The organism is Sulfitobacter delicatus (genome assembly GCF_900102535.1).
Classification (GTDB): domain Bacteria; phylum Pseudomonadota; class Alphaproteobacteria; order Rhodobacterales; family Rhodobacteraceae; genus Sulfitobacter; species Sulfitobacter delicatus.
In genome coordinates, this window is record NZ_FNBP01000010.1 from 59,904 (window position 1) to 86,515 (window position 26,612).

Annotated in this window: 29 protein-coding genes; 15 read left to right on the forward strand and 14 right to left on the reverse strand. The window is 62.3% G+C overall.

The window, feature by feature from the left end; all coding sequences use genetic code 11:
* The first annotated feature begins 270 nt into the window (after window positions 1–270).
* A complete protein-coding gene (gene hspQ, locus BLS57_RS15500; RefSeq protein ID WP_093743628.1) occupies window positions 271–597 on the forward strand; it encodes a heat shock protein HspQ in 327 nt (108 codons plus the stop codon).
* A 24-nt stretch (window positions 598–621) separates the two neighbouring features.
* Here the strand turns inward: hspQ and BLS57_RS15505 are convergent, their stop codons facing one another.
* The 3 genes from BLS57_RS15505 to BLS57_RS15515 form a co-directional block, all read right to left on the reverse strand.
* Window positions 622–2,199: a gamma-glutamyltransferase family protein gene (locus BLS57_RS15505; protein ID WP_093743629.1), complete on the reverse strand. Its 1,578-nt coding sequence runs from the start codon at window positions 2,197–2,199 to the stop codon at window positions 622–624.
* A 231-nt stretch (window positions 2,200–2,430) separates the two neighbouring features.
* Window positions 2,431–2,829 carry an ATP-binding protein gene (locus BLS57_RS15510; RefSeq protein WP_244153702.1) on the reverse strand — a complete coding sequence of 133 codons (399 nt, stop codon included), beginning with the start codon at window positions 2,827–2,829 and terminating at the stop codon, window positions 2,431–2,433.
* A gap of 67 nt (window positions 2,830–2,896) precedes the next feature.
* Window positions 2,897–3,235, reverse strand: coding sequence for an STAS domain-containing protein (locus BLS57_RS15515; protein WP_093743631.1), 339 nt, complete (start codon window positions 3,233–3,235; stop codon window positions 2,897–2,899).
* An 87-nt stretch (window positions 3,236–3,322) separates the two neighbouring features.
* Between BLS57_RS15515 and BLS57_RS15520 the strand changes: the two genes are divergently transcribed.
* The 4 genes from BLS57_RS15520 to BLS57_RS15535 all read left to right on the forward strand — a co-directional run bounded on the left by BLS57_RS15520 (window position 3,323) and on the right by BLS57_RS15535 (window position 6,337).
* Window positions 3,323–4,495 carry a thiolase family protein gene (locus tag BLS57_RS15520; RefSeq protein WP_093743693.1) on the forward strand — a complete coding sequence of 391 codons (1,173 nt, stop codon included), beginning with the start codon at window positions 3,323–3,325 and terminating at the stop codon, window positions 4,493–4,495.
* Window positions 4,496–4,575: 80 nt separating this feature from the next.
* Window positions 4,576–5,034, forward strand: coding sequence for a GAF domain-containing protein (locus tag BLS57_RS15525; RefSeq protein ID WP_093743632.1), 459 nt, complete (start codon window positions 4,576–4,578; stop codon window positions 5,032–5,034).
* Window positions 5,031–5,654 (forward strand): LysE family translocator, encoded by a 624-nt coding sequence (locus BLS57_RS15530; RefSeq protein ID WP_093743633.1) that lies wholly within the window; start codon window positions 5,031–5,033, stop codon window positions 5,652–5,654. Before BLS57_RS15525 ends, BLS57_RS15530 begins: the two co-directional genes overlap by 4 nt.
* A 35-nt stretch (window positions 5,655–5,689) precedes the next feature.
* Window positions 5,690–6,337, forward strand: coding sequence for an RluA family pseudouridine synthase (locus BLS57_RS15535; protein ID WP_093743634.1), 648 nt, complete (start codon window positions 5,690–5,692; stop codon window positions 6,335–6,337).
* Here the strand turns inward: BLS57_RS15535 and BLS57_RS15540 are convergent.
* Window positions 6,334–7,173 carry an alpha-1,2-fucosyltransferase gene (locus BLS57_RS15540; RefSeq protein WP_093743635.1) on the reverse strand — a complete coding sequence of 280 codons (840 nt, stop codon included), beginning with the start codon at window positions 7,171–7,173 and terminating at the stop codon, window positions 6,334–6,336. The two genes, BLS57_RS15535 and BLS57_RS15540, sit on opposite strands and share 4 nt — an antisense overlap.
* 179 nt (window positions 7,174–7,352) lie before the next feature.
* Between BLS57_RS15540 and BLS57_RS15545 the strand changes: the two genes are divergently transcribed.
* On the forward strand, window positions 7,353–8,006 hold the full coding sequence (locus tag BLS57_RS15545; RefSeq protein WP_093743694.1) for a peroxiredoxin: 654 nt from the start codon (window positions 7,353–7,355) through the stop codon (window positions 8,004–8,006).
* A 65-nt stretch (window positions 8,007–8,071) separates the two neighbouring features.
* Here BLS57_RS15545 and BLS57_RS15550 read toward each other — a convergent pair whose 3' ends face one another.
* The 8 genes from BLS57_RS15550 to rbfA form a co-directional block, all read right to left on the reverse strand.
* Window positions 8,072–8,620: a L,D-transpeptidase gene (locus BLS57_RS15550; protein WP_093743636.1), complete on the reverse strand. Its 549-nt coding sequence runs from the start codon at window positions 8,618–8,620 to the stop codon at window positions 8,072–8,074.
* A 191-nt stretch (window positions 8,621–8,811) separates the two neighbouring features.
* Window positions 8,812–10,947, reverse strand: a complete 2,136-nt coding sequence (gene pnp, locus BLS57_RS15555) for a polyribonucleotide nucleotidyltransferase (protein ID WP_093743637.1) — start codon at window positions 10,945–10,947, stop codon at window positions 8,812–8,814.
* Between the two features lie 270 nt (window positions 10,948–11,217).
* The gene (gene rpsO / locus BLS57_RS15560) at window positions 11,218–11,487 is read right to left on the reverse strand and encodes a 30S ribosomal protein S15 (protein WP_067624299.1); all 270 of its coding nucleotides are present in this window, start codon (window positions 11,485–11,487) and stop codon (window positions 11,218–11,220) included.
* A gap of 161 nt (window positions 11,488–11,648) precedes the next feature.
* Entirely contained in the window at window positions 11,649–12,587 is a 939-nt protein-coding gene (locus tag BLS57_RS15565) for a calcium-binding protein (RefSeq protein WP_244153703.1), read from the reverse strand.
* A 127-nt stretch (window positions 12,588–12,714) separates the two neighbouring features.
* Window positions 12,715–13,257: a DUF1643 domain-containing protein gene (locus BLS57_RS15570; protein ID WP_093743639.1), complete on the reverse strand. Its 543-nt coding sequence runs from the start codon at window positions 13,255–13,257 to the stop codon at window positions 12,715–12,717.
* Window positions 13,258–14,184: a tRNA pseudouridine(55) synthase TruB gene (truB, locus tag BLS57_RS15575; protein WP_093743640.1), complete on the reverse strand. Its 927-nt coding sequence runs from the start codon at window positions 14,182–14,184 to the stop codon at window positions 13,258–13,260.
* 78 nt (window positions 14,185–14,262) lie between these two features.
* On the reverse strand, window positions 14,263–15,009 hold the full coding sequence (locus BLS57_RS15580; protein ID WP_208597587.1) for a phosphodiester glycosidase family protein: 747 nt from the start codon (window positions 15,007–15,009) through the stop codon (window positions 14,263–14,265).
* Window positions 15,006–15,437, reverse strand: a complete 432-nt coding sequence (gene rbfA, locus BLS57_RS15585; protein WP_093743641.1) for a 30S ribosome-binding factor RbfA — start codon at window positions 15,435–15,437, stop codon at window positions 15,006–15,008. The genes BLS57_RS15580 and rbfA overlap by 4 nt, the downstream gene beginning before the upstream one ends.
* Window positions 15,438–15,533: 96 nt before the next feature.
* Between rbfA and dapB the strand changes: the two genes are divergently transcribed.
* Together dapB and BLS57_RS15595 are read left to right on the forward strand one after the other, a co-directional pair.
* The gene (dapB, locus tag BLS57_RS15590; protein ID WP_093743642.1) at window positions 15,534–16,352 is read left to right on the forward strand and encodes a 4-hydroxy-tetrahydrodipicolinate reductase; all 819 of its coding nucleotides are present in this window, start codon (window positions 15,534–15,536) and stop codon (window positions 16,350–16,352) included.
* Window positions 16,353–16,439: 87 nt separating this feature from the next.
* A complete protein-coding gene (locus BLS57_RS15595) occupies window positions 16,440–16,799 on the forward strand; it encodes a dihydrodipicolinate reductase (protein ID WP_093743643.1) in 360 nt (119 codons plus the stop codon).
* A 14-nt stretch (window positions 16,800–16,813) separates the two neighbouring features.
* On the opposite strand, the gene BLS57_RS20090 is transcribed toward BLS57_RS15595, so the two are convergent.
* Entirely contained in the window at window positions 16,814–17,014 is a 201-nt protein-coding gene (locus BLS57_RS20090) for a DUF1674 domain-containing protein (RefSeq protein WP_093743696.1), read from the reverse strand.
* A gap of 204 nt (window positions 17,015–17,218) precedes the next feature.
* Between BLS57_RS20090 and BLS57_RS15605 the strand changes: the two genes are divergently transcribed.
* Complete coding sequence (locus BLS57_RS15605; protein WP_093743697.1) at window positions 17,219–18,490, forward strand: RsmB/NOP family class I SAM-dependent RNA methyltransferase; 1,272 nt, start codon at window positions 17,219–17,221, stop codon at window positions 18,488–18,490.
* 4 nt (window positions 18,491–18,494) lie between these two features.
* Here BLS57_RS15605 and BLS57_RS15610 read toward each other — a convergent pair whose 3' ends face one another.
* On the reverse strand, window positions 18,495–19,244 hold the full coding sequence (locus tag BLS57_RS15610) for a phosphate/phosphite/phosphonate ABC transporter substrate-binding protein (protein WP_093743644.1): 750 nt from the start codon (window positions 19,242–19,244) through the stop codon (window positions 18,495–18,497).
* A 167-nt stretch (window positions 19,245–19,411) separates the two neighbouring features.
* Between BLS57_RS15610 and BLS57_RS15615 the strand changes: the two genes are divergently transcribed.
* From BLS57_RS15615 to BLS57_RS15640, 6 genes are all read left to right on the forward strand, one after another.
* Window positions 19,412–21,160: a heparinase II/III family protein gene (locus BLS57_RS15615; RefSeq protein WP_244153705.1), complete on the forward strand. Its 1,749-nt coding sequence runs from the start codon at window positions 19,412–19,414 to the stop codon at window positions 21,158–21,160.
* 16 nt (window positions 21,161–21,176) lie between these two features.
* Window positions 21,177–22,763, forward strand: a complete 1,587-nt coding sequence (purH, locus tag BLS57_RS15620; RefSeq protein ID WP_093743645.1) for a bifunctional phosphoribosylaminoimidazolecarboxamide formyltransferase/IMP cyclohydrolase — start codon at window positions 21,177–21,179, stop codon at window positions 22,761–22,763.
* 15 nt (window positions 22,764–22,778) lie between these two features.
* The gene (gene lspA / locus BLS57_RS15625; protein ID WP_093743646.1) at window positions 22,779–23,267 is read left to right on the forward strand and encodes a signal peptidase II; all 489 of its coding nucleotides are present in this window, start codon (window positions 22,779–22,781) and stop codon (window positions 23,265–23,267) included.
* Window positions 23,268–23,318: 51 nt separating this feature from the next.
* Entirely contained in the window at window positions 23,319–23,831 is a 513-nt protein-coding gene (locus BLS57_RS15630) for a DUF3035 domain-containing protein (protein ID WP_093743647.1), read from the forward strand.
* Between the two features lie 64 nt (window positions 23,832–23,895).
* Complete coding sequence (locus BLS57_RS15635; protein ID WP_093743648.1) at window positions 23,896–25,236, forward strand: M16 family metallopeptidase; 1,341 nt, start codon at window positions 23,896–23,898, stop codon at window positions 25,234–25,236.
* On the forward strand, window positions 25,233–26,555 hold the full coding sequence (locus tag BLS57_RS15640) for a M16 family metallopeptidase (protein WP_093743649.1): 1,323 nt from the start codon (window positions 25,233–25,235) through the stop codon (window positions 26,553–26,555). Before BLS57_RS15635 ends, BLS57_RS15640 begins: the two co-directional genes overlap by 4 nt.
* Window positions 26,556–26,612: the final 57 nt, after the last annotated feature.

Here is a 26,612-nt window from a genome sequence, read left to right on the forward strand (position 1 = left end):
TGTGACGTGTTTTGCTGACAGTTTAACTGATTCCGACCCTCTATCACATCACTAATTTAACGCATCTCGCCGAACCTTCGGCGCGAATACGCCTGTTTTGCGGGGCTTCATGGGCGAGTCCACGCCAGTGCCTCATTGCTGTGCTTGCTTCGTTTCTAAGAAGTTAACTGTCGGCGCAGCGTTCACAGTCTGTTTCCCTCCGCTCAAGGGCTGTGATTGGACAAAAGACCCTTGAACCGACTACTAACGAGGGGTAGGGGCTGCAATGTTATGATACGTACGCGCGCAAAATATCACCTCGGTCAGGTCGTCCGGCACAAGAAGCATCCTTTTCGGGGAGTGATCTTTGACGTCGATCCGGAATTCGCCAACACTGAGGAATGGTACGAGTCGATCCCCGAGGAAAACCGCCCCGTGAAGGATCAGCCGTTCTATCATCTGCTCGCCGAAAACGATCAGAGCTACTACGTGGCCTATGTCTCCGAGCAGAACCTCGTGGCCGACTATTCGGGCGAGCCGGTGGACCACCCCGACATCCCCGATCTTTTCGGCCCTTTCACTGACGGCGCCTATCCGCTGCATTTCCAGCTGAACTAGACGCTGCCGGGAATTCCCCTTCGGTCAATAGCCCAAAGCACAGCCGTCCTTGCGCGGATCACTGGCGCCTTCCAGCACGCCATCCTCGCGAATGCGGATCGCCTGCGCGCCGCCGATGGCCGTGTCTGGCTCTTCAACCTTATGGCCAAGATCGCGCAGTTGCTGCCGCACGGCGTCACCGAACCCCCGCTCGACCTTCATCACCTGCCCATCAGCAAAAGCACGGGGCGCATCGATGGCGCTTTGCACATCCATGCCGAAATCCCGCAAATTCGAAGCAAAGCGCGCATGGCCGCAGGGCTGATACGCGCCTCCCATTACGCCAAAGGGCATCGTCACTTTGCCGTTTTCACGGATCATGCCGGGAATGATCGTATGCATCGGACGCTTGCCGCCCTTCAGCTCGTTGGGGTGGCCCTCCTCCAGTGTGAAGCCCGCGCCCCGGTTTTGCAGCAGGATGCCGAACTTGTCTGATGCAATGCCAGAGCCGAAACCGTGGAAGATGGAATAGATCAGCGAGACCGACATGCCGTCGCCGTCCACCACAGTGATATAGACGGTGTCCTTATGCACCGCTTCGCTGATCGGCCCAGCGGCTGGCATGGCGCGCTTGGGGTCAATCAGTGCAGCCAGATCGCGGGCGGTCTCGGGTGCCAGCATATGGGCAAGCCGTGTGGTGTGGTCCGGGTCCGCCAGAAAACGGTTGCGCGCGTCATAGGCGAGCTTGGTGCCTTCAGCCTCGATATGCAGCCGCTCCGCTCCGAGCGGGTCCATCGCGGCGATATCGAAATGATCGAGGATATTGAGCAACAAAAGCGCTGTCGCCCCCTGACCATTGGGGGGATGCTCCACGATCTCAAGCCCCTTGTAGCTCCCGGCGACGGGGGTCGTTTCTTCGCTATGGGCTGATGCGAAATCCTCCGCATTATGGCTGCCCCCTGCGGCCCGCAGCGTTGAGATCATGTCTTCAGCGATCTCACCGGTATAGAAGGCGTCACGCCCCTGTTTGGCGACCCGGCGCAGCACCTCGGCCTGTCCCGGCGCGCGGAAGATGTCACCCACCGCGGGGGTCTTGCCGTTCAATAGGTAGTGGTCCCGCGCACGCCCTTGCAACGTACCGCCGTCTTTCGCCCAGTCATCAGCCACGCGCGGTGCGACCGGAACGCCCTCTTCGGCATAATAGATCGCCGGGGCCAAAAGCGCATCAAGCCCGAGCTTGCCGTGGCTCTCAGACAGGCGGCAGAACGCATCAATTGCGGTCGGAATGGTCACCGCATCCGGCGAGCGTAGGGGGACCGAGGCCTCTCCCCGCTCGCGAAGTGTGGCAGCATCCAGCCCGGCAGGCGCTCGGCCAGATCCGTTAAAAGCATAGACCTCCTCACTACCAGCGGGGGAATGCAGGACAAAACAATCGCCACCAATTCCTGTCATCTGCGGCTCGCAAATGCCCAGCAACACCGCCCCTGCAGTCGCCGCATCCATGGCATTGCCGCCGCGTGCGAGGATATCGACAGCGCAGCGCGCGGCCAGCGGATGCGAGGTGGCGCACATGCCGTTGGTGGCCAGAACGGGCGAACGCCCGGGGAAGTGAAAATCGCGCATCTGCAGTCCTTCGCTATGGTCGTTTGAGGCGACCCTAGACCGTCTTATCAGGTCTGCCAATGCGAAGGGGGGAAGGGGAAGTTCCTCGGCACCGCGTACTGGGTGGGGGCTATTAAACGCGGCGCCGAGGGAAGCCATATGCAGCTACAGGTTCGCTTATGCTGTCCAACAAAGGCGCAAATGTGATCATGGCAGGGCTGTTTTGGGGAAATCCGTGGGGCGGCCCTGGGCTTACGAATGCAGTGCCACAGCAAGGCGCAGATCAAGATGGTTTTCGCAGCCCACGCGCCGATAGGAGAGGTCTTTGGCGAGGTCGCGGATCAGGAACCAGCCGAAACCACCCTCTGGCAAGTCATCGACGTCAGTCTCGACCACCTGCGCCAGCCCTAATGGTGCCTGCCCGCCGGGCATCGCCAACCCCGCATCGCGCACATGCAGGTGCAGCCCCTCGCACGCATGTCGGCAGGCAACATGGATCGGACCGGGATTATTCGGATCAGGATAGGCATGTTCGACGATATTGTTCAGCACCTCAGCCAGCACCAGTTCAACAGTGCTCTTCTCCTCAGGCTCAAGGGCCAAGGGGCGCAGCCCATCAAGCACACGCGCCAGAGCTTCCCGCGCCGCCATATCGCTGCTTTCGATAGAAAATTCAAAAGGTGTTAGTGCGGGCTGCGAAGCAGAGGGCCGCATAACATCAAGCCCGATGCGCGGTCAGGGCCGCGTCCAGCGTGCCGAAAACGCTAAAGACCGAATCCATCCGCGTTAGTTTAAACACTTTCTCAACTGCCGGGGTCAGCCCGGCCAGCACCAGCGCGCGCTGCGGGGTGAGGTGCTTCATCGTCGCGACAATGGCGCCCAGCCCGCTGGAATCGATGAAGTCCACCCGGTGAAGGTCGAGGATCACCACCCCCGGCGCATCTGCCGTGGTCTGGCGCATCGCCTCCTTGAACTCCAGCGCTGCGGCGGCATCGATCCGTTCGTGCAACACGCTGACCACGCAAAAGCGGTCTTCTGTTTTCGCGGAAACTTCCATAGACAGACCTCAAGACTTCAATGTTCCAGACGTGATTAACCGCAAATCCTTACCAAGAGGTATGCGGGACAGCTTAGGGAGACGATGATGCGCAATGTCGTGATAACCGGTGCCGCAAGAACCCCGATGGGTGGTTTTCAAGGAGCTTTCGGCAGTCTTACCGCCGCCGAACTGGGCGGCAGCGCCATCAAAGCCGCGTTGAACGGCTTGGAGCCCTCAAAGGTGCAAGAACTGCTGATGGGCTGTGTCCTGCCCGCAGGCCAAGGCCAAGCGCCCGCCCGTCAGGCCGGGTTCAAGGCCGGTCTGGGCGAGGACGTCCCCGCCACGACGCTCAACAAAATGTGCGGCTCGGGCATGAAAGCGGCGATGATGGCCTTTGACCAGATCGCCCTCGGCCAGACCGACGTAATGGTCGCGGGCGGCATGGAAAGCATGACCAACGCGCCCTATGTCCTGCCCAAAATGCGCGGCGGCGCGCGGCTCGGGCATGGTCAGGTGATCGACCATATGTTCCTCGACGGTCTGGAAGACGCCTATGACAAAGGCCGCCTTATGGGCACCTTTGCCGAGGACTGCGCCGAGCGTTTCCAATTCACTCGCGAGACGCAGGACGACTACGCGCTGGCCTCGCTCTCGCGTGCGATTGAAGCTCAGGAAAGCGGTGCTTTCGCCGATGAGATCGCCCCGATCGAAGTGACCTCCCGCAAGGGCAGCACAAAAGTCAGTTCCGACGAACAACCCGCCAGCGCCCGGCCTGAGAAAATCCCGCAGCTCAAACCCGCCTTCCGCGATGGCGGCACCGTCACAGCGGCCAACTCCTCATCCATCTCTGACGGCGCCGCAGCATTGGTGCTGTCGGATGAAGACACGGCCAAGGCCAACGTCCAGACCATCCGCGCCCGCATCGTCGGCCACGCCAGTCACGCCCAAGCCCCCGGCCTGTTCACCACCGCACCCGTGCCCGCCGCGCAAAAGCTGCTGGAGCGGATCGGCTGGAAGAAGGAGGACGTGGACCTCTGGGAAGTCAACGAAGCCTTTGCCGTCGTTCCGCTGGCCTTCATGCATGAAATGGGCCTGTCCCATGACATTGTAAACGTAAACGGCGGCGCCTGCGCGCTTGGCCACCCCATCGGCGCCTCAGGCGCACGGATCATGGTGACCCTGCTGAACGCGCTCGAAAAACGCGGGCTGAAACGCGGCGTGGCCGCCATCTGCATCGGCGGCGGCGAAGGCACCGCCATCGCGATTGAGCGCCCCTAAACTCTTTTTGGCCCCAAATACCTTTCGGGGGGTCCGGGGGGCAGACAGCCCCCCGACCACGCCCGCAACATGAGACCCCCATGACCGTTGACTACCAAACACTCGCCAAAACCATCGCCGCCCTGACCGAAGGCGAAGACGACGCCGTTGCCCTTATGGCAACCGTCGCCTGCGAAGTGCATCACGCAGACGACCGTTTCGACTGGACCGGTTTCTACCGCGTCACCGCGCCCGAATTGCTCAAGATCGGCCCCTACCAAGGCGGCCATGGCTGTCTGGTGATCCCCTTTTCCCGCGGCGTCTGTGGCGCGGCGGCGCGTACGGGTGAGGTGCAACTGGTCGCGGACGTCGATGCCTTCCCCGGCCATATCGCCTGCGCATCCTCGACACGGTCGGAACTGGTTCTGCCGGTCTGGAACGGCGCGGGGCGGCTCTTGGGCGTGTTTGACATCGACAGCAACCAGCCCGACGCCTTTACCCAGACGGACGCCGATGCGCTCAGCGCGATCTTGAAAGACAGTTTTGCTGCCGTCCCATGAGTTTTGAGGCTTGGCTCGTCTTTGCGTTGTTTTGGCTGGTCTTCGTGACCACGCCGGGACCGAATGCCGTCAATTGCATCTCAAACGGCATGACCTTGGGCTTCCGCCGCGCCTTGCCGGGTGTTTTGGCAATCCTCACGCAAGCGACGCTGTTTCTTTTGCTGTCAGCGCTTGGCATTACCGCGCTGATCGCGGCCTCTCCCACCGGGTTTTTCGTGGCCAAGCTCATCGGCGCGGGTTTTTTGATTTACCTCGGCATCCGGGGGTGGCTGCTCGCCCGCAGGCCGCCGGTAGTGCAAGACCGCCCGGCAACGTCCATCTTCCTGCGCGCCTTTGCCATTGCGACCATCAATCCGAAATCCGTGGCGGGCTACCTCGCTGCGTTTTCGCAGTTCGTCCAACCCGATGTGCCGATCTGGAGCCAAATGACCGTCATCATGCCCACGGCACTGTTTTTGACAGCCTGTAGCTACACCGGTTTCACTGCCCTCGGCGCAGGCATTGGCCGCGCGGCCTTGGGTGCTGTCTTCAATGTCTGGTTTCGCCGGGTCATGGCGGTTTGCTTTGTGATTTACGGCCTGCTCTTGGGTTTCAGTTCCACGCCTGCGGCCCGCGGTTGACTTGAACCGGCGCGCCACTTCTGCAAAGGGAGCGCATGGATAGCGCATATACCCCGCCGCAGGACCCGCTGGTGATCTTGCATGAAGATGCCGAAGTTCTGCTTGTCGACAAACCCTCTGGCCTGCTGAGCGTGCCGGGCAAGGGCGAGCATTTGGCCGATTGCCTGCTGGCGCGGGTGCAGGCGGTGTTTCCTGAGGCGCTGCTGGTGCACCGGCTGGACCGGGACACCTCGGGCGTGATGATTTTTGCCATGACACCCTATGCGCAGCGCCACCTTGGCCTGCAATTCGAGAAACGCATGACCCGGAAAACCTATGTCGCCCGCGTTTGGGGCAAGCCTGCGGAGAAGAGCGGCACCGTTGATCTGCCGTTGATTGTTGATTGGCCAAACCGTCCATTGCAGATGGTCTGCCATGAGACCGGCAAGCCCGCGCAGACCGATTGGAAGTTGATCAAAAGCGATGGTGAAACCTCGCGGGTGCGGCTATTCCCCAAGACCGGCCGGAGCCATCAGCTGCGGGTGCATATGCTGGCGCTCGGCCATCCGATTTTGGGCGACCCCTTCTACGCCACTGGCCCCGCGCGCGATTTCCCGCGCTTGATGCTGCATTCCGAGGAACTGCGCTTTAACCACCCGCAGGGCGGTAAGTCGGTCAAGGTGCGGGCCAAAGCCCCCTTTTAAACCGCGATCCAGTCTTCGGGCAGGATATCCGGGTTGTGCTGATCGGCGTTCAGAACCCAACGCGTAGGGGCCACGACCCGTTTGCCGGGGGTGGTGTTGAGCCATGCCGACCACCAGCTAAAGGTCGAATTGGCAATGATGTTGTGCTGACACAGCGACATCAGGCGCATGTCTTCATGGGCCGTATCGGGACCGTTCAGGTCGACGATGACCTTTTCAAACGGCACCTCCAGATTGTCCCGCGCCCAATTGGGATCGTCAGAGAACACAAAGACCGTGGGGGGCTGGCCTAACCCGTCTGCCACCGCAGCCAAGGCCCTGTCGTAATAGGCCTGATCGCATGCCGCCGTCGCCCCGAGCGCCACGTAGTCACCCCGGCGCACATGCAGCGCGACCGATGGGACTGATGCGATACGCGCCGCCATCTCGGCATTGGCGGGCGACATCGGGGGCACCACGGTAAAGACCTCATGCAGATGGTCGCGGATGTTTTCGAAATAGCGCTGGCTCTGCCAGTAGCCGTGCAAGTAAATCTCGTCGCCCCATGTCTCAAAGGCCGGGTTGTAGCCCAGCCCCTTCTCGCGCCGGAACTTTGGTCTGCGCCCCAGCAGACGCCAAGCAGCATAGGCGAGCGGGCGGGCGTCTTGCCCCGGCGGCATCCGTTCAGGTTTCGCAACCGGCAGATCAAAAATATCGGTTAGCCGCCCTTCGCCCTTCGCATCCGCCCGGCGCCAATCGAGCGCCAGCGGCACACCCACTCGACGCGCCAGCGCCGCTCCGGCAGCGTATTGGAACATCTGGTTGCCCAGTCTGCCGTGCAGGCGGGAATAGATCATCTGAACGGGCCTTTGCCTTGCTGTGCTTGCGCCGGAATAAAACCCTAGCTGCCGCCTATGTAAAGGAACGGCGGACTTATTCGGCGCGCTTTCCCGCGCCGGTGGCGAAAGGGGGATGAAACGGGGCGAGGGAGATATTACGTCTAATGCATCGTTCACAGAATAACCCGGAGGATACCATGGGCTTGCGCATTAACGACACCATTCCCGATCTCACCGTCGAAACCGATCAGGGCAGCTTTTCGCTGCATGAGTTTGTCGGTGACAATTGGGCGATCCTGTTTTCCCATCCAAAGGATTTTACCCCGGTCTGCACCACCGAATTTGGCGCCGTCGCCCGCCTGTCGGACGAATGGGAAAAGCGTGGCACCAAGGTGATTGGCGTCAGCGTTGATGGCGTTGAAGAGCATAAGAAATGGAAGGGTGATATCGAGAAAGTCGCGGGCACCAAGGCCGGTTTCCCGATCATCGCGGATGGCGGTCTGGAAGTCTCCAAGGCTTTCGACATGCTGCCCGCCGAGGCCTATATGCCCGATGGCCGCACGCCAAATGACAGCGCCACGGTGCGTTCGGTGTTTATCATCGGACCGGACAAGCAGCTTAAGCTCAGCATGACCTATCCAATGAATGTGGGCCGTAACTTTGCTGAGGTGCTGCGTGCTTTGGACGGGTTGCAGACCGCGGCGAAAAACGGCGTGGCGACTCCGGCTGATTGGCAGGTGGGCGAAGATGTGATCATTCCGCCGACCGTATCGGACGAAGACGCGAAGGCCAAGTTTGGTGACTTTGACGCGGTCCTACCCTATCTGCGCAAGACCAAGCTGAAGGCGTAATTCGACCTCTCGGTCTTGACAGGGCCGCCTGAGTGGGTGGCCCTGTCAAAGGTTCTGACCAAGCTTCAGTGCAGCACCACCCGAGTGCCATTGGGCACCCGCTTGGCCAGATCGACAACATGCGCGTTTAGCATTCGCACACAGCCGTTAGAGATGGCCTGACCAATGCCGCGGGGGTCGGGTGTGCCATGGATGCGCAGCAGTGTGTCCCGGCTCCCCCTGTAGAGATAGAGCGCATGTGCGCCCAGCGGATTGCCCGGACCGCCCGGCATCCCTGCGGCATGTTTTGCATAAAGATGGGGCTCGCGGCGGATCATGTTCTTTGTCGGCGTCCAGCGCGGCCACGCAGCTTGGCGTCCCACTCGAAACACGCCGGCGGCATAGCGATCAGCGGCTCCGATGCCCACCGGATAGCGGATCGCACGGCCATCGGGTAGGGTCCAATAAAGAGCGAATTGGCCGGGGTCGACATGGATTTCATGCGGCGCGAAACCACCGCGGGTTTTGACGATACGTGCCTGATGTTTCGCCGGAGTGGCCGCGGCGAATGCAGGGCCGGTGAACAGCACGGCTGCTCCGGTGCTGAGTATGGCTCTACGGTTCATCAGGGTCATGGCGTCCTCGGTCTAAATAAATTGCGTATTTATGCGAGAAACATAGGGCCAGCGGGCTGATGGACAAAGCTGAATGTTGAACGGCTCGCCAGCGGTTCGGAGGCGGGCCTGCGCTGGCGGGGGCCATATCGATAAAAAAGGCCCCCGCGCCGAAGCGCAGGGGCCTTTCCTTTCAAAGGTAGGGCAGGGCGTTAGCCTTCTGCCGCTTCCTCTTTCTTGATCTCTTCGCCAGTTTCCTGATCGACAACTTTCATCGACAGGCGCACCTTGCCGCGATCGTCAAAGCCCAAGAGCTTCACTTTCACTTCCTGACCTTCCTTCAGAACATCCGAAGGGTGGTTCAGGCGGCGGTTTTCGATCTGGGATACGTGCACCAGCCCGTCGCGCTTGCCAAAGAAGTTCACGAAGGCGCCGAAATCGACGATCTTGACCACGGTGCCGGTATAGACGGCGCCTTCTTCGGGCTCTGCCACGATCGAATAGATCATGTCATAGGCCTTTTTGATGGCCTCGCCGTTCGGGCTTGCGATCTTGATGATGCCTTCGTCGTTGATGTCGACCTTGGCGCCGGAGACTTCGACGATCTCGCGGATCACCTTGCCGCCGGAACCGATCACTTCACGGATCTTGTCGGTGGGGATCTGCATGGTCTCGATGCGCGGGGCGTGCACGGAGAAGTCAGCCGCACCCGAGATCGCTTTGTTCATCTCGCCAAGGATATGGATCCGGCCTTCTTTGGCCTGAGCCAAGGCTTTTTCCATGATCTCGGGCGTGATGCCGGCGACCTTGATGTCCATCTGCAAGGACGTGATCCCCGCTTCGGTACCGGCCACTTTGAAGTCCATGTCGCCGAGGTGGTCTTCGTCACCCAGGATGTCCGACAGGATCGCGTAGGAGCCGTCGTCTTCGAGGATCAGACCCATTGCCACACCGGCCACAGCCGATTTCAGCGGCACGCCTGCGTCCATCATGGACAGCGAGCCACCGCAGACCGATGCCATCGACGAAGAGCCATTGGATTCGGTGATCTCGGACACGAGACGGATGGTGTAGGGGAAGTCTGTCGCCGCAGGCAGAACCGCCTGCAGGGCACGCCAAGCGAGCTTACCGTGGCCGACTTCACGACGGCCGGGAGGGCCCACGCGACCAACTTCACCAACCGAGTAGGGAGGGAAGTTGTAGTGCAGCAGGAAGTTCGATTTGAAGTTGCCGTGCAACGCGTCGATGAACTGCTCATCGTCGCCGGTGCCCAGCGTGGTCACAACGAGACCTTGGGTTTCACCACGGGTGAAGAGCGCCGAGCCGTGGGTCCGCGGCAGGATGCCGGTTTCCGCCACGATGTCGCGGATTTCGTCGGTGCGACGACCGTCGATACGCTTGCCGGTTTTCACCACGTCACCGCGCAGGATGCTGGCCTCAAGGCCTTTCATCGCGGAACCGAGGTTCTTGTCCTCAAGCTGCTCTTCGCTGAGCTTGCCTTTGATCGTCTCGCGGGCAGCGGCAACGGCGGCGGTGCGCTCTTGCTTGTCGGCGATGGCAAAGGCTGCGCGCATTTCGTCTTCACCAGCGGCTTTGACGGCAGCCGACAGGTCCGAGTAATCGTCGGGCTGGAAGTCGAAAGGCTCTTTCGCAGCGTCTTCGGCCAGATCGATGATCAGGTCGATGACCGGCTGGATCTGCTCGTGGGCGAACTTAACGGCACCCAGCATTTCCTCTTCCGACAGCTCATAGGCTTCGGATTCGACCATCATCACGGCGTCTTTGGTGCCGGCGACAACCAGATCGAGGCGCTGCTCGGGGTTCAGGCGCAGGTCCTGCATGTCGTCGATCGTTGGGTTCAGGATGTAGTCGCCATCCTCATAGCCCACGCGGCAGCCAGCAATCGGGCCACGGAACGGCGCGCCGGAGATGGTCAGTGCGGCGGAAGCGGCGATCATGGCGACCATGTCGGGGTCGTTGACCAGATCGTGGCTCAGCACGGTACACATCACCAGAACTTCGTTTTTGAAGCCGGGGACAAAGAGCGGGCGGATCGGACGGTCGATCAGACGCGCGGTCAGGGTTTCTTTCTCGGTGGGGCGGGCCTCACGCTTGAAGAAGCCACCCGGTACTTTACCGGCGGCATAGTATTTCTCTTGGTAGTGCACGGTCAGGGGGAAGAAGTCCTGGCCCGGCTTTTGCTGACGAGCATACGTCACGTTGGCCATAACGCTGGTTTCCCCCAGCGTGGCAATCACCGACCCGTCCGCCTGACGGGCAACCTTACCGGTTTCCAGTGTCAGCGTCTCTTCGCCCCACTGGATCGATTTTTTCGTTACATTAAACATCTACGTTTCCTTTTTGGCCCATTGGCCATTGCATAGGGGCCGTATTGCCCCTGACTCCGGTATCTTCTTTGTCAGGCGCAGGAGTCCGCGCGCCGGATTTCAGATTGCGCGGGCATACAGGTTTTTAGGGCAAATGGGAAGGGTTCTGTCTGGACATCGCCAGCACTGGCGGCATCCCTCTTAAATACGAGGGCCGCATAAAAAAAACCTCCCGGCGCGGGCCGGGAGGTTTCAGCAGTCTTGCACCCGGGAAACCCGGAGAGCATGCGCTTAGCGGCGCAGGCCCAGACGCTTGATGAGGTCCTGATAACGGGACTCATCTTTGGCCTTAACGTAATCCAGCAGCTTGCGGCGCGTCGCGACCATTTTCAAAAGACCACGGCGGCCGTGGTTGTCTTTTTTGTGGGTCTTGAAGTGCTCGGTCAGCGTGACGATGCGCGAGGTCAGAATGGCAACCTGTACTTCGGGCGAACCTGTGTCGCCTTCTTTGGTGCCGAAATCTTTCATGACTTTTGCTTTTTCTTCAGCAGTAATCGACATCGGGGTCTCCTTTCGAAAAGAGTTTAAAGGGATGGCGCAGGCCGGGATGTCGTCCAGCTCAGGCCCATGGAGATATCTCCCGCTGACGGAATCAGCAGGCGATGGGGGCGTATAGGAGGAATTGAGGTGCTTGGCAAAGGGAGATTTGCTTTTCGGCGTGCTTAGGCCGCAAGGCCGAGATCAAAAGCGGCGCTAAGCGGGACCAAAGAAATGTCGCTTAGCAAAACGTTGTCGCCAGCCACCCGTGCGATGATCGCCTCATCCAGCATCACCAGCGTTTGTCCCGGTTGCAGGGGGTCGGGCAGGATCGAGAGGGACGGTTCTGCATTCGCCTCCGCGCTGTCATCCCAGACAAAGAGCAGCGTGTCGTCTTCGGCATCGTAGTCCATAATCTCTGTCGCAGCGCCTGCGGCAAGCCAGTCTCCGAGCACAATCTGGTCTACACCTTCGCCCGCGGTCACAATATCTTGCGCGCCTGCGACAATCAGGTCATCCCCGCCGCCGCCGTTCAGGTAATCGCGCACATCTTCTTCTTCGATGCCCTCATCGTCCTCGAGCCCGCTGAGGGTGTCATCGCCCCAGCCGCCGAAGAGACTGTCCGCGCCGTGACCTCCGTCAATAGCGTCGTCGCCAAGCCCGCCCAGAAGGGCGTCGTCCCCCGCACCGCCGTACAATAGGTCATCGCCCGCCGAGCCTTGGAGCGCGTCATTCCCTGCGCCGCCTTGCAGAATATCGTCATCGTTATGGCCCGCGAGCGTATCGTCCCCATCGCCGCCAAACAGATCATCGTCACCGTCATGGCCGTGCAGGCTGTCGCCGCCGCCATCGCCTTGTAGCGTGTCGTTGCCCTCATGGCCGTGCAGATCATCGTGGCCATCACCGCCAGAAAGCGCGTCCTCGCCTTCATATCCGCCCAGTTGGTCGTCGCCGTCGCCGCCGGTCAGCTGCTCGTCTTCTTCGGAGCCAGATAAGATGTCACCGGGGTTGGTTAATGGGATGTCAGGGGGCGGGGTGCCAGAACCGGTGCTTTCGGGGAGCGCGTCCTCTTCGTCCGTCGCGACAGCGCCGATTTCTACATAGGTGACAGCGCCGACCGCCATCAGACCCATCATTCCAGCCAGCCACAACATCCGAATACCCACCGTGCATAACGTGATGCCCCACACACCATTCCGCCCCAGAAGGGCATGCGCGGGCGCGTAAAGCAAAGGAATAGCGGGGAATTGGTTAACGCGCGCCGTCTGGGCCAGCCGTTTCCGGCTGCCAGAGGATGGGCTGTTGGGTGTAGGGTAGGTAGAGCGGATGCTTCGGATGCCCGGCCTTTGACAGACCCAGATGGTAGAGCGGTTTCGACCCCCGCGCGAGCCGCGCCGCGACGGCTGCGCCCCTGTCTTGGTGCGCTCCATGCACGCCCCAAGCGGCGATAATCCGGTCGGCCCAATCGGCCCCGTCGTCAAGGGTTGCGTCATTGTCGGGGCCAATCGGGTCCGCAGCAGCGCGCATATCGCGGGGATCGGTGGCGCGCCATGCAAAGATATTGGTCACCCGAAAGCCGCCAAACCCCAGCACCCGCGCCCGACGCTCGCACCGCTCCACCGTGGGGTCGTTTTGCACCTCGGTCGCGGTGGAGGGGTTGAGCATAACGAATAGCACCCGCGGCGCCGCGCTGTCCCAGACCCGCGTCAGGCTGTAGCGGTACTGCTCGCAGCCCGAATAGACCGCGGTCGAGGGGGCGTCGCCCTTGGTGTGGCTGCGGGTGATGAGGGCCATTCAGCCTTCGGTCTTGTCCGTCGAGAGGTTGAACACCCGGCTGGGGTGCAACTCGCCCGCCTTGAAGCGGCCCACGGCGACCGGCTGGCCATCGAGTGAAGCCCAGCATTCTTCGCCATATTCCACGTCATGGGCGATCACCATGCCGGGGTTGCCATTGCGCAAGCGGCTGGCACCTTCGGGCGTGGCTTTGACCTCGGGTAGTTCCGCCAAGCCTTCGGCCAGCGGCAGCAGATGGGTGTCGAGCTCCGGGGTGCGGGCCATTTCGTCGATCTGGGCCAGGGTCAGCGCGTCTTTGACCTCAAACGGGCCAGACCATGTGCGGCGCAACTCGCGGACATGGCCAAGGCACCCTAGCTTTTGCCCCAAATCGCGGGCGATAGAGCGGACATAGCCGCCCTTGCCACAGACCATTTCTAGCGTGACATGGTCGGCATCGGGGCGGTCGACCAGCAGCAGGCTTTCCACCCAAAGCGGGCGTGCGGCGATGTCCATCTCTTCGCCGTCGCGGGCGCGTTTATAGGCGCGTTGGCCGTCGATCTTCACGGCAGAGAACTGCGGCGGCACCTGCTGGATGTCGCCGATGAAACCGCTCAGCACGTCTTTGATCGCCGCATCATCGGGGCGCAGATCGGACGTGCCGATCACCTCGCCTTCGGCGTCATCGGTGTTGGTCGCGATGCCCAGGCGCACAGTGAACTCATAGGCTTTGAGCGCGTCAGTGATATAGGGAACCGTCTTGGTGGCCTCGCCCAAGGCGATGGCCAAGACGCCAGTGGCTTCGGGATCGAGCGTGCCAGCGTGGCCCGCCTTTTTGGCCTCCAGCGCCCAACGCACCTTGTTGACCACGGCGGTCGAGGTCGGCCCGGCGGGTTTGTCCACCACCAGCCAGCCAGAAATATCGCGACCCTTGCGTTTGCGTCCCATGTCATGCCTCTTCGCTTTTGTAGCGTCGCCCTCTAACCGAGCCGCGCGCCGCTGCCCAGCCCCGAAGCGGGGAAAACGTCACTTTGACGGCGTGACAACGCCGATAATCGGGCCTAGCATGGTGAACCCCGCACCGCTGCGACGCAGGTTGGGGGCGCGCAGGCGTGAGATATTGCCGTCGAAATACAGCGCATTGGGCATCTTTAGCTCATCACGGAACAGGCGGCCAAACTCGTGGAAGGTCACGATATCATTGGAAATCGCAAAGACCGCGCGTTTGCCATCAGCCGAGGTGCCCACCCCGTTGCGGATATAGCGCGACGTACTGTCCGGCAGAAAACGCGGGTGCAGCGCACCGTCGATCACCAGCATCGGGCCAGATTGCGTGGCAAAGCGGCAGTCCGGTTTTTTCTCAAGATACCGCTTGGTCTCGATCACATCCGCCCGACCCTCGCGCAGACAAAAGACCCCGTTCGGCAGCAAGCCAAAATTGCCCGGCCCGGGGTTGCTGATCACGCCGCGTGTCTCGACACCTTCTTCGACGTAATGCCCAACCGGAGAGCGGTCCTCGTGGTACATGCCCGCGTTCATCGCAAAGCCGAGCCGCAGCCCTTCAGCCTTCAGCGCTTCGTCCAGCGAGCCGAAGAAGCCATAGGGCGCACCAGCGTCGTCGTTTAGAAAGAGCCGCAGGTCGTCGCGGTCCATGTCAACTTCGCATATGGTGTAGGAACTGCCATCAAAGGTCAGGTTCCGGCATTCGGCAGCACCCGCAGGCGCGCCTTTCAGCGCGAAAAGCGCGAATGCAATCAGGGCCGCCCGGATCACTGGTCCGGCGCGCCGTCTGTGGCGTCGTCTTCAGGCGCATCTGCATCGCGGCGCACCACATCTTGGTTCAGCATCCGGCGCGTGTCATCCATCCGGTCGAATGTCCGATCCAGTTGGAAGCGCAGATCGGGGGAAAACTTCAGCGTCAACTTTTTCGCTACCTGACGCCGCAACTCGTTCTTATTGCGTGCCAGCAGCTTGAGCACCTCGTCCTGACCTTCGCCGCCCAGCGGCAGCACATAGGCCGTGGCGATCTTGAGGTCCGGCGAAATGCGTACCTCGCCCACTGTGATTGATAGCCGATTGAGGTCGGTGTCATGCACGTCACCGCGTGCGAGGACATCAGACAGCGCGCGGCGGACGGTTTCGCCCACCCGGAGTTGTCGTTGCGACGGGCCTGCGCCCTCATGAAACTTGTTCTTTGCCATGACCCCCATCTAAGGCTTCGGTTGCACTTTGCCAAGCGCTCCGCGACGGGCTAAACCCGCAAGGCCAATCACGGCCAGAACCGCAGGAGAACGACTATGAACGAGACCCCCGGCATTGCCGTCACCGGCGCCTCTGGCCGCATGGGCCAAATGCTGATCCGCGAGATCACGGAGAGCGACAAAATGCATCTGGCCGCCGCCGTGGAACGCCCGGGGCATGAATGGATCGGGCAGGATGTCGGCACCGCGATGGGCGGTACGGAACTGGGCGTGACAGTAACGGATGACGCGGCCCAAGCCTTCGGTCAGGTGCAGGCGGTGATCGATTTCACCGCGCCGCAGGCCACGCTGGCTTTTGCGGCTGAGGCGGCCAAGGCCGGGATCGTGCATGTGATCGGCACCACCGGCATGAGCGACGATGAGATTGCGCAACTGGCCCCGGCGGCCAAAGACGGCGCTGTGATCGTGCGGGCGGGGAATATGAGCCTTGGGGTCAACCTTCTGACCCAGCTGACCAAACAGGTCGCCGCTGCCTTGGACGTGGACTACGATATTGAGATCATCGAATCCCATCACAACCAAAAGGTCGACGCGCCATCTGGCACCGCCTTGATGCTGGGCGAGGCCGCCGCCGAAGGGCGGGGCGTGGCGCTGGCCGATGTCTCGGACCGAGGCCGCGACGGGATCACCGGGGTGCGCAAGCCCGGCGACATTGGGTTCACCGCGATCCGCGGTGGCGACATTGTGGGGGAGCATGACGTGATGTTCGCCGCCGCGGGCGAGCGTATCATTCTGCGCCATGTCGCCTCTGACCGCGCGCTTTTTGCCCGGGGGGCGCTGAAAGCCGCGCTTTGGGGGCAGGGCAAAGCGCCGGGGGAATATGACATGCTGGATGTTTTGGGGCTGAAAGGCTGATAAATTTTGGGGCAAAACCCAACGCCCGTGAAACTTCGCGGCGGACCGCTACGTAAGTGCTGAGGTAATCCGCCACTGGAGGTCCCGATGAAAACCGTCTTATCGTTGTTGGCTGCGGGGCTTTTTAGTCTCGGGGCGTCGCCTGCACTGGCAGAATTCGCCCGCATCTCCGACAAAGCAGAATTTGTCTCTGTGGTCAGTGGCAAGAAGCTCACCCGCGCTTTGGTCGACCTTAGCGTCACTCCCGGCGGCGCGATAACGGGCAAGGGCGCGGTCTGGGAGGTCAAAGGCAGCTGGAACTGGGAGGGCGGTTATTTCTGCCGCAGCCTCAACTGGGGCGGCGACGATCTGGGCTATAACTGCCAAGAAGTGGCGCGTGACGGCAACCGCATCCGCTTTACCTCGGACAAGGGGGCGGGGGAAACGGCGGTCTTTACCCTGAAGTGAGCCCGCAGAGCGGCTTAGAAATCGACCGCGATGCCCTTCTTTTCCCAATCGCCATAACGCACCGGCTCCGGCCCGTCGCGACCTCCCAGTTCCGGCGGCAGCGCCAGATCGGCCTCGGCCTTGCGCCGCGCAGCCGCCTCGGCCAGCGCGCGTTGTGCGGCGGCGGGCAGGTCGGGGCCGGGCTGGGGCGTGGGGTCATGCGGCGTGTCGGGCATGGGCTTTGGCCCCGGCTTGGGCTGCGGCGGCAGATCGGGCTGCGGGCTGGGGGTCGGGTCCGGGCCGGGACGGGGTGTTGGGTCGGGAATTGGGCGTTGATCGGGCATCATGGTCCTCTTGAGCCAAGTTCTCCCTTGATATACGTCGCGCGCTGGCCCAGACAACCCGGCAACCCCAGACGTAGACGTAGATAGGACATGATCATGGCAGACACAGGCATACAGGCCCGCAGAAGCGCGGTATATCTGCTGGATATGATCTTGGACGACGAGCCGCGTCTGATGTCGGAACTGCTCGCCTCGGGGGCGCTGGACAAGCTGCCCCCTGACGACCGCGCCCGCGCCCAGCGGTTGGCGCAAGACACGCTGCGCGGCTTGGAGCGGGCGGATCGGCTCTTGCAAAAACATTTGCAGAAGGCGCCGCCACTGACCGTGCGCAATGTGCTGCGGGTCGGCACGATTGAGCTGTGCCAAGGCGGGGCGGCGCATGGGGTGGTCAACACCATGGTGAACCTCGTCTCGCAGCACCGCACGCTGAGCCACCTTAAGGGGCTGACCAACGCCGTCTTGCGCAAGATCGCGGCCCAAGGTCCCGAAGCATGGGACGCCCTGCGCGCGCCGCGGCTGCCGAAATGGCTGCGCGGACCGCTGGCCGAGGCTTGGGGCAGTGATGCCATCGCCGCGATGGAACAAGCGCATTTTGCCGGCGCACCGCTGGATCTGACCGCCAAGGGCGATGCCGCGGCACTGGCCGAGGCCGTCGGTGGCACGCTGCTGCCCACCGGCTCGGTGCGGGTAACGGATGCGGGCCAAGTCTCCACCATGCCCGGCTTTGCCGAAGGCGACTGGTGGGTCCAAGACGCCGCCGCCGCGATCCCGGTGCGGGTGCTGGCGCCACAGGCGGGTGAGGCCGTGCTGGACCTCTGCGCCGCGCCGGGCGGCAAGACGATGCAACTCGCCGCCGCCGGGGCCACGGTGACCGCCGTGGATCAATCGCATCCGCGCATGCAGCGGGTGAAGGAAAACCTCGCCCGTGTAGGCCTTAAGGCCAAGACGCTGACCAAAGACGCCCGCGCCGTGCAGGGCGAATTCGATGCCATCCTGCTCGACGCGCCATGCTCTGCCACCGGGACCATCCGCCGCCACCCCGATCTGCCCTATGCCAAGGACGGGTCCGAATTCGGCGATCTGATCGAGTTGCAGTCTGAGTTGATCGACCACGCGTGGTCCTTGCTCAAACCCGGCGGGCGGCTGGTGTTCTGCACCTGTAGCCTGCTGCCGGACGAAGGCGAAGTGCAGGTCGATGAGGCGCTGGAGCGTCACGACGACATGCGCGTCGACAGCGCCGCGCTGGATTTGCCGGGCGTTGAGGCCGCGTGGATCACCGAAGAAGGTGGGCTGCGTCTGCGGCCTGATTTCTGGGCGGACAAAGGCGGAATGGACGGCTTCTACATCGCCTGTCTGCGTAAGGGCTGAAAGCTCACGCGCCCTTGGGGGGCGAGGGCACGGCGAGATATGCCGCCTTCGGAATGGCGACGAGGCCCCGGATGCCAAGCGCTTCGGCATCCTCAGGTAAAAGCCCCGCGATGGCTTCACTGACCGCATCAAAGGTCGCCGACCGATCTGCTTTGGCGCCAGCAATATAGGGCAAGCCGGGGGTCGGCGTCGTGCGTGTCAGCACGCGCAGGTCGGCGGCGAAAGCATCATAGCGTTGGATCATCCGCCATGAGACCGCGTCGAGTGCTGCGATCTCCGCCCGGCCTCCGGCGACAGCTTGGGCGGAGGTGCGGTGACTGTGGCTCTGACTGCGGTCCTCAAACCAAAACCCCTGCGCCGCGCAATGTGCATAGGGCGCGGCATAGCCTGACTGCGAAAAGCTCTGGTTGTAGGCAAAGCGCGCCCTGCGGAAATCGGCGATTGTTTCACGGGGATCATTGCGGCGGACCACAAAGACGCTGTTGTAATAGCCGGGCGGACAGCCTTGGACACCAAAGTCAGGCGTGCCCACCAGCGTGACGCGCTCATGCAGCAACAGGCGGTAGGGCATGCCGCAGGTCTGGGACAGGGTCAGATCCGGGGCGTTCCAGACGGCAAATTCTTCGGCTTCGTTGCGCAGGCGCTCTGGCGCAGGAATGCCGCGGGCCGCAAGCCCCGCGTGGATCAGCGTCCAATAGCGGGCGTGCGCCTCGGCCAATTCGGGGCGCAGGTACATCATCAGGCTGGCGATCATCTTGGGCCTCCGGCTTGCGGTGCGTTTTTGGTGGCAGGCTGCCGCGCTGATGACAAGAGCGCTGTCGCTTGCCCATTGGCGGTGGCCGTCGGGAAATTCGGTGACTCACTTCGGCCTTGTGGCTATGCTGCCCGCAAACGCCAAGAGAGCGTCAGAGGCAGTTTGATATGATTAACTTTTCCAGCGTCATGGCCAGAAGGGTGCGGTTGCTGAACCGCTGGCATGCCTGGCGTGCGACCAGCGGGCAGGGGCGGATCACCGGCTTTGTCGCCCAGCCCGAACCGCGCACCATCGGCTCATTTGCGCGCGGGCGGCAGTTAATGGCGGGCAACTACCTCTTTGCGGGAAGCCTGCTGAGTGAGCCGCAGACCGCCATGTGGGATCTGACCCCCCCGGACCATGCTTTCGCGGCCGCTCTGCATGGTTTCGCTTGGCTCGATGATCTGGCGGCTGTTGGGGATGCGCGCGCCCGCGCAACGGGGCAGGCGTGGCTTTGGGACTGGATCGAACGCTTTGGCCGGGGGCGTGGTCCGGGGTGGACTCCGGCGCTCACCGGGCGGCGGCTGATCCGTTGGATTAACCACGCGCTGTTCTTGCTGCGCGGCACCGAAGCCGAGCAAAGCGACGCCTTCTTTCGCTCCCTCGAACAGCAGACCCGCTTTTTGTCCAAGCGCTGGCAGGCCGCAGCGCCGGGGCTGCCGCGGTTCGAGGCATTGACCGGATTGATTTATGCCGGGCTGTCGCTGGAAGGGCTGGATGACCTCGCTGATCCTGCCATCAAAGCGCTGGCCCGCGAATGCGCCACCCAAATTGACGCGCAGGGCGGATTGCCGACGCGCAATCCCGAAGAGTTGCTGGCGGTGTTTACGCTGCTGACTTGGGCTGCTGCCGCGTTGAGCGATGCCGGGCGCAGCGCGCCTAAGGCGCATTTGACCGCGATTGAGCGCATCGCCCCGACGCTGCGCAGCCTGCGGCATGCCGACGGGGCATTGGCGCGGTTCCATGGCGGCGGGCGCGGGATGGAGGGCTGGCTGGATCACGCGCTGGCAGCGGCCAAGGTGAAAACCCGACAACCGGATGGGCTGGCGATGGGCTATGCCCGGCTCTCGGCGGGGCGCACCAGCGTGATTATCGATGCCGCAGCCCCGCCCCGCGGCGCGGCATCGGACAATGCCCATGCCTCGACCCTTGCATTTGAGCTGACCTCAGGACGGCGGCCCTTGGTGGTGAACTGCGGCTCTGGCGCGTCCTTCGGGCTGGAGTGGCGCCGGGCTGGGCGGGCGACACCGTCGCATTCCGCGCTGTCGCTGGTCGGCCATTCCAGCGCGCGACTGGCCGAACCGGACCGGCACACGGGGCAGGAGGCACTGATCGACGGGCCGCGCAATGTGCCGGTGGAGATCGCGGAGGCCGCCGACGGTCTGTGTTTCGAAGGGGCACATGACAGCTACCTGCGCAGCCATGGGCTAACCCATGCCCGCAAGCTGGAGCTTAGTGACGACGGGCGCGGCCTCTTTGGGGAGGATATGCTGCTGGTTATAGAGGGCGCAGATAAGAAGCGTTTCGATAAGGTGCTGGATGCGACCCGGCTCAAAGGGGTGCCCTTCGACATCCGCTTTCACCTGCACCCGGACGTCGACGCCACAGTCGACCTTGGCGGCGCGGCAATATCGATGGCGCTCAAGAGCGGCGAGATTTGGGTGTTCCGCCACGATGGCACGCATAATCTGTCATTAGAAGCAGGGGTTTACCTTGAGGGCACCCGGCTCAAACCCCGCGCCGCGCAGCAAATTGTGCTGACCGGATACGCTGTGAACTATGCCACCAGAGTGCGCTGGTCCTTGTCCAAAGCGCAGGAAACTGCGATTGGCGTGCGAGATCTGTCGATCGACGATCCCTATGCTGACGAAGACTGACCAAGGAACCAGCCCCATGCCCGACCTGCACCCGATCAAACGCGCCCTGCTTTCCGTCTCAGACAAGACCGGTCTTTTGGACCTTGGCCGTGCACTGGCGGCGCGGGGCGTGGAACTGCTCAGCACCGGCGGCACGGCACGCGCGCTGCGCGATGCGGGGCTTGAGGTGTTGGACGTGGCCGATGTGACGGGTTTCCCCGAGATGATGGATGGACGCGTGAAGACGCTGCACCCGGTGGTGCATGGTGGCTTGCTGGCCCTGCGCGACAATGATGAACATGTTGGCGCGATGGACGAGCATAACATCGGCGCGATCGATCTGGTGGTGGTGAACCTCTATCCGTTTGAGGAAACCGTCGCCAAAGGCGCGGAATATGCCGAGGTGATCGAGAACATCGACATCGGCGGCCCGGCGATGATCCGGTCTGCGGCCAAGAACCACGGGTTCGTTAATGTGGTGGTCGACGTCGAGGACTACGCCGAGGTGATCGCCGAGATGGAGGCCAACGACGGCCAGACCTCCTACGCCCTGCGTCAGCGTCTGGCCCAGACCGCCTATGCCCGCACCGCCGCCTATGACACCGCCGTCAGCACATGGATGGCCGAGCAGGTCGCAGGCACCCCGCGCCGCCGGACCTTTGGCGGTACGCTTGCGCAAACCCTGCGCTATGGCGAAAACCCGCATCAACAGGCGGCTTTCTACGCCGATGGCTCCACCGCGCCCGGTCTGGCGAACGCCGTGCAGCATCAGGGCAAGGAACTGTCATACAACAACATCAACGACACCGATGCGGCCTTTGCGTTGGTGAGCGAGTTCGATCCCAAGGACGGCCCGGCCTGTGCGATCATTAAACACGCCAACCCCTGCGGCGTGGCACGGGGCGAGACGATGCTCGACGCCTACAAACGCGCCTTTGACTGTGACCGTACCTCGGCCTTTGGCGGCATCATCGCGCTGAACCAGCCGCTGGACGGGCCAACCGCCGAAGCCATCGCCGCGATCTTCACCGAGGTCGTTATCGCCCCCGGTGCCGATGAGGATGCCAAGCGCATCTTCGCCGCAAAAAAGAATTTGCGTCTGCTGACCACCGAAGGTCTGGCCGATCCGGCAAGCGCTGCACTGGCCGTGCGTCAAGTCTCTGGCGGGTTCCTCGTGCAGGACAAAGACGTGGGCCGCGTGAGCCGCGATGACCTCAAGGTCGTGACTAAGCGTAAGCCCTCTGATCAAGAGTTGGACGACATGCTCTTTGCTTGGACCGTGGCGAAGCACGTCAAATCCAACGCCATCATCTATGTCAAAGACGGCGCCACCGTCGGCGTTGGCGCGGGCCAGATGAGCCGGGTGGACAGCACCCGCATTGCCGCACGCAAAGCGCAGGATATGGCCGAGGTCATGGACATCGAAGCACCGCTGACCCAAGGCTCGGTTGTGGCCTCCGATGCCTTCTTTCCCTTTGCCGACGGTCTGATCACCGCCGCCGAGGCCGGTGCCACGGCGCTGATCCAGCCGGGTGGCTCCATGCGCGACGATGAAGTCATCGCAGCGGCGGATGAGGCGGGCATCGCCATGGTCTTTACCAACATGCGCCACTTCCGGCACTAAGCAAAAGGCAGCCTCATGCGGATTTTCGGCATCGCGGCCTTTGTGGCCTTTATGATCGACCAGATCAGCAAATATGTGGTCATTCACATGATGGAACTGGCGCGTATCCGGTCCATCGACGTGCTGCCCCCGGTGCTGAATTTCCGCTATGGCGAAAACCGGGGCATCAACTTTGGCCTCGGCGGCGACATGAGCCAATGGGTTTTGGTGCTGCTCGCGCTGGTGATCTGCGTGGCGGTGACCGTCTGGCTTTGGCGCAGCCCGCAGGGGCGCTGGGCGGCGCTGAGCGGCGGGCTGCTTGTCGGCGGGGCGCTTGCCAATGTGGCGGATCGTCTGATCTATGGCTACGTGCTGGATTTCCTGAATAACTCCTGCTGCGGCATCAACAATCCCTTCGTCTACAACCTCGCCGATGTCTTTATTTTCGCCGGGGCGATCGGATTGATCTTCTTCACAAGTGACAGCAAACCAGCCGCCAAACGTCGGGGCAAAAAAGGTCAGTGACATTGCCCGCCCGCCTGCGATATTGAGGGTCAGACCCCGAAAGGAGACACCATGCGCCGCATTGCCCTACTCAGCCTGATCCCGCTGGCCCTCGCCGCCTGCAGCAATCAGGGGCTGCGCGACATCCGGTCGACTTCTGCGGGGCCGGATGAGTTCATGATCCAGCCCGTTAAGCCGCTGGAACAGCCCGAAAACTTCAGTTCGTTGCCGACACCTACACCGGGGCAGGCCAACCTGACCGACCGTTCGGCGATTGCCGAAGGCATGGCGGCATTCGGTGGCCGGCTTGATACATCCGACGGCATTCCGGCGAGCGATGCGGCTTTGGTTCAGCAGGCCAGTCGTCTTGGCGTGCAGCCGGGCATCCGCAGCACTCTGGCCGAGGCTGACGCCGAGTTCCGCAAGCGCAAGGGCCGCTTTACGCAGTTCCGCATCGTACCGGTGGACCGCTACAGCCAAGCTTACAAACGTCAGCAGCTTGACGCCCATGCCGAGGCTGAGCGCTGGCGCAAGGCCGGGGCACGCACGCCGTCCTACCCCCCGCAGAACACACGTTTCCGCTAGGCTTCTTGAATGTTGCGTCAGACCGCGTAGGTAATGCGGGACGCGACATTTTAGAGGACATCCAATGATCCGACTGCCGATGCTGGCGGCCCTGGTGGCGACGCTCTTCACAGCCCCGTTTGCGCAGGCGCGCGCGAATGAAGCGGTAACCCATTTTACCCTCGATAACGGCATGGAAGTGGTGGTCGTCGAAGACCACCGCGCCCCGGTTGTGCAGCAGATGGTCTGGTACCGCGCCGGCTCTGCGGACGAGCCGAAAGGCTCCTCCGGTGTGGCGCATTTTCTTGAACACTTGCTTTTCAAGGCTACCGACAAGCTGGAATCCGGCGAATTCTCCGCCACCGTCGCCGCCAATGGCGGGCGCGACAACGCCTTCACCAGTTACGACTACACCGCCTATTACCAGCGTGTTGCGGCAGACCGGCTTGGGCTGATGATGGAGATGGAAGCCGACCGGATGAAGAACATCCGTCTGACCCCCGAAAACATCCGCACCGAACGCGACGTGATCCTCGAAGAGCGCAACCAGCGGACCGAGAACAACCCCGCCGCCCTGTTCAGCGAACAGCTTAACGCCGCGCAATATCTCAACCATCGCTACGGCGTGCCGATCATCGGCTGGAAACATGAGATGGAGGAGCTGGACCTCGAAGACGCTCTGTCATTCTATGAGCTCTATTACTCGCCAAACAACGCCATTCTCGTAGTCTCGGGCGATGTAACCCCCGAGGAGGTGCGCGAACTGGCAGAGGCGACCTATGGTCAAATCCCCACCAACCCCGACCTGCCCGAACGGCTGCGCACCGAAGAACCGCCACAGATCGCTGAGCGCCGTCTGACCTACCGCGACGACCGCGTGGCGCAGCCCTATGTGCGCAGGTCCTATCTGGCCCAAGAACGCGACAGCGGCGCACAGGAAGAAGCGGCAGCCCTGCTCTTGCTGAGCGAATTGCTCGGCGGGGGGACGACGTCCTACCTCAACGAAAAGCTGCAATTTGACGAACAGATCGCGACCTATACCGGTGCTTTCTACAAGGCCGATACGCTGGATGACACGACCCTCGATCTGGTCGTGCTGCCCGTGCCCGGTGTGAGCCTTGAGCAAGCCGAAGCGGCGCTCGACAAGGTGCTAGAGGAGTTCATAGAAACAGGCGTGGACGCGGACCACCTCGACCGGATCAAGGCGCAACTGCGCGCTGACCAAATCTACGCCCGCGATGATGCGGACCGCGTTGCGCATCGCTATGGCTCGGCGCTGGCCATTGGGTTGACGGTAGAGGATGTGCAGGCCTGGCCCGATGTGCTTCAGGCGGTCACCCCTGATGACATCATGCATGCCGCCCGTACTGTATTCGACAAACGCGCATCGGTCACAGGCTGGCTGATGAAGGAGGACGCGCAATGAGACTTATCTACGCCTTGATCCTGACCTTCCTCGCGGCGCTCCCCGCCCGCGCCGAAGTCGACATTCAATCCGTCACCAGCCCCGGCGGTATCACCGCTTGGCTGGTTGAAGAGCACTCGATCCCCTTCGTCGCACTCGAAATCCGCTTCCGCGGCGGCGCGTCGCTTGATGCGCCCGGCAAACGCGGGGCGATCAACCTGATGACCGGGCTGCTGGAAGAGGGCGCGGGTGACATGGATGCGCGTGCCTTCAGCCGCGAGACCGAGGCGTTGGCGACTTCGCTGGGCTTTGACGTATCTGACGATTCACTGTCGATCTCGGCCCGCTTCCTGACCGAAAACCGCGAGGCCTCCATCGCCCTGCTGCGCGCCGCTTTGATGGAGCCGCGCTTTGACGCGGATGCGATTGAGCGGGTGCGGGGGCAGGTGATTGCCAATATCAAGTCCAACCAAAAAGACCCCAACAAGATCGCCAACCAGACCTTGGACAAGATCGCTTTTGGCGACCATCCCTACGGCAGTTCGCTGAACGGTACGCTCGATAGTGTTGCGGCGCTCACCCGCGATGATTTGCTGGCCGCCAAAAGCGCAGTTCTCGCCCGGGATCGCATCTATGTCGGCGCGGTGGGTGACATCACACCCGAAGAGCTTGGGACGATGCTTGACGACCTGCTCGGCGACCTGCCCGCCAAAGGCGCGCCCATGCCGCCGCGTGCGGAGGTCGACATTCCCCCCGGCACCACCATCGTCGATTTCGCCACACCGCAATCCGTCGCGCTCTTTGGCCAGCCCGGCATTGCGCAAGACGACCCCGATTGGTTCGCCGCCACGGTGCTGAACCACGTGCTCGGCGGCGGCGGCTTTGAATCGCGCCTGATGACTGAGGTCCGTGAAAAGCGCGGGCTGACCTACGGCGTCTACTCCTACCTCGCGCCTCGCGATCTGGCCGAAACCTATCTCGGCTCGGTCAGTTCCGCCAACGACCGCATCGCCCAAGCAATCGACGTGATCCGCGCCGAATGGGCCAAAGCGGCTGACGAGGGTATTACCCAAGAGGAGCTAGAGGCCGCCAAGACCTATATCACCGGCGCCTATCCGCTGCGGTTTGACGGCAACGGGCCGATCGCCAATATCCTCGTTGGAATGCAAATGCTCGGCTTGCCCATCGACTATATCGCCACCCGCAACGACAGGGTCGAGGCGGTGACGCTTGAGGACGTCAAGCGCGTGGCGGGTGAGTTGTTGGAGCCGGAGAACCTGCACTTCGTCGTGGTTGGCCAGCCTGAAGGGCTCGAAGCCACAGCCGCCCCGCAGGACTAACAAAAAATGCCGCCCTCTCTCGGGGGCGGCGTTTCTAAGTCTTTAATCGTCGCGCGG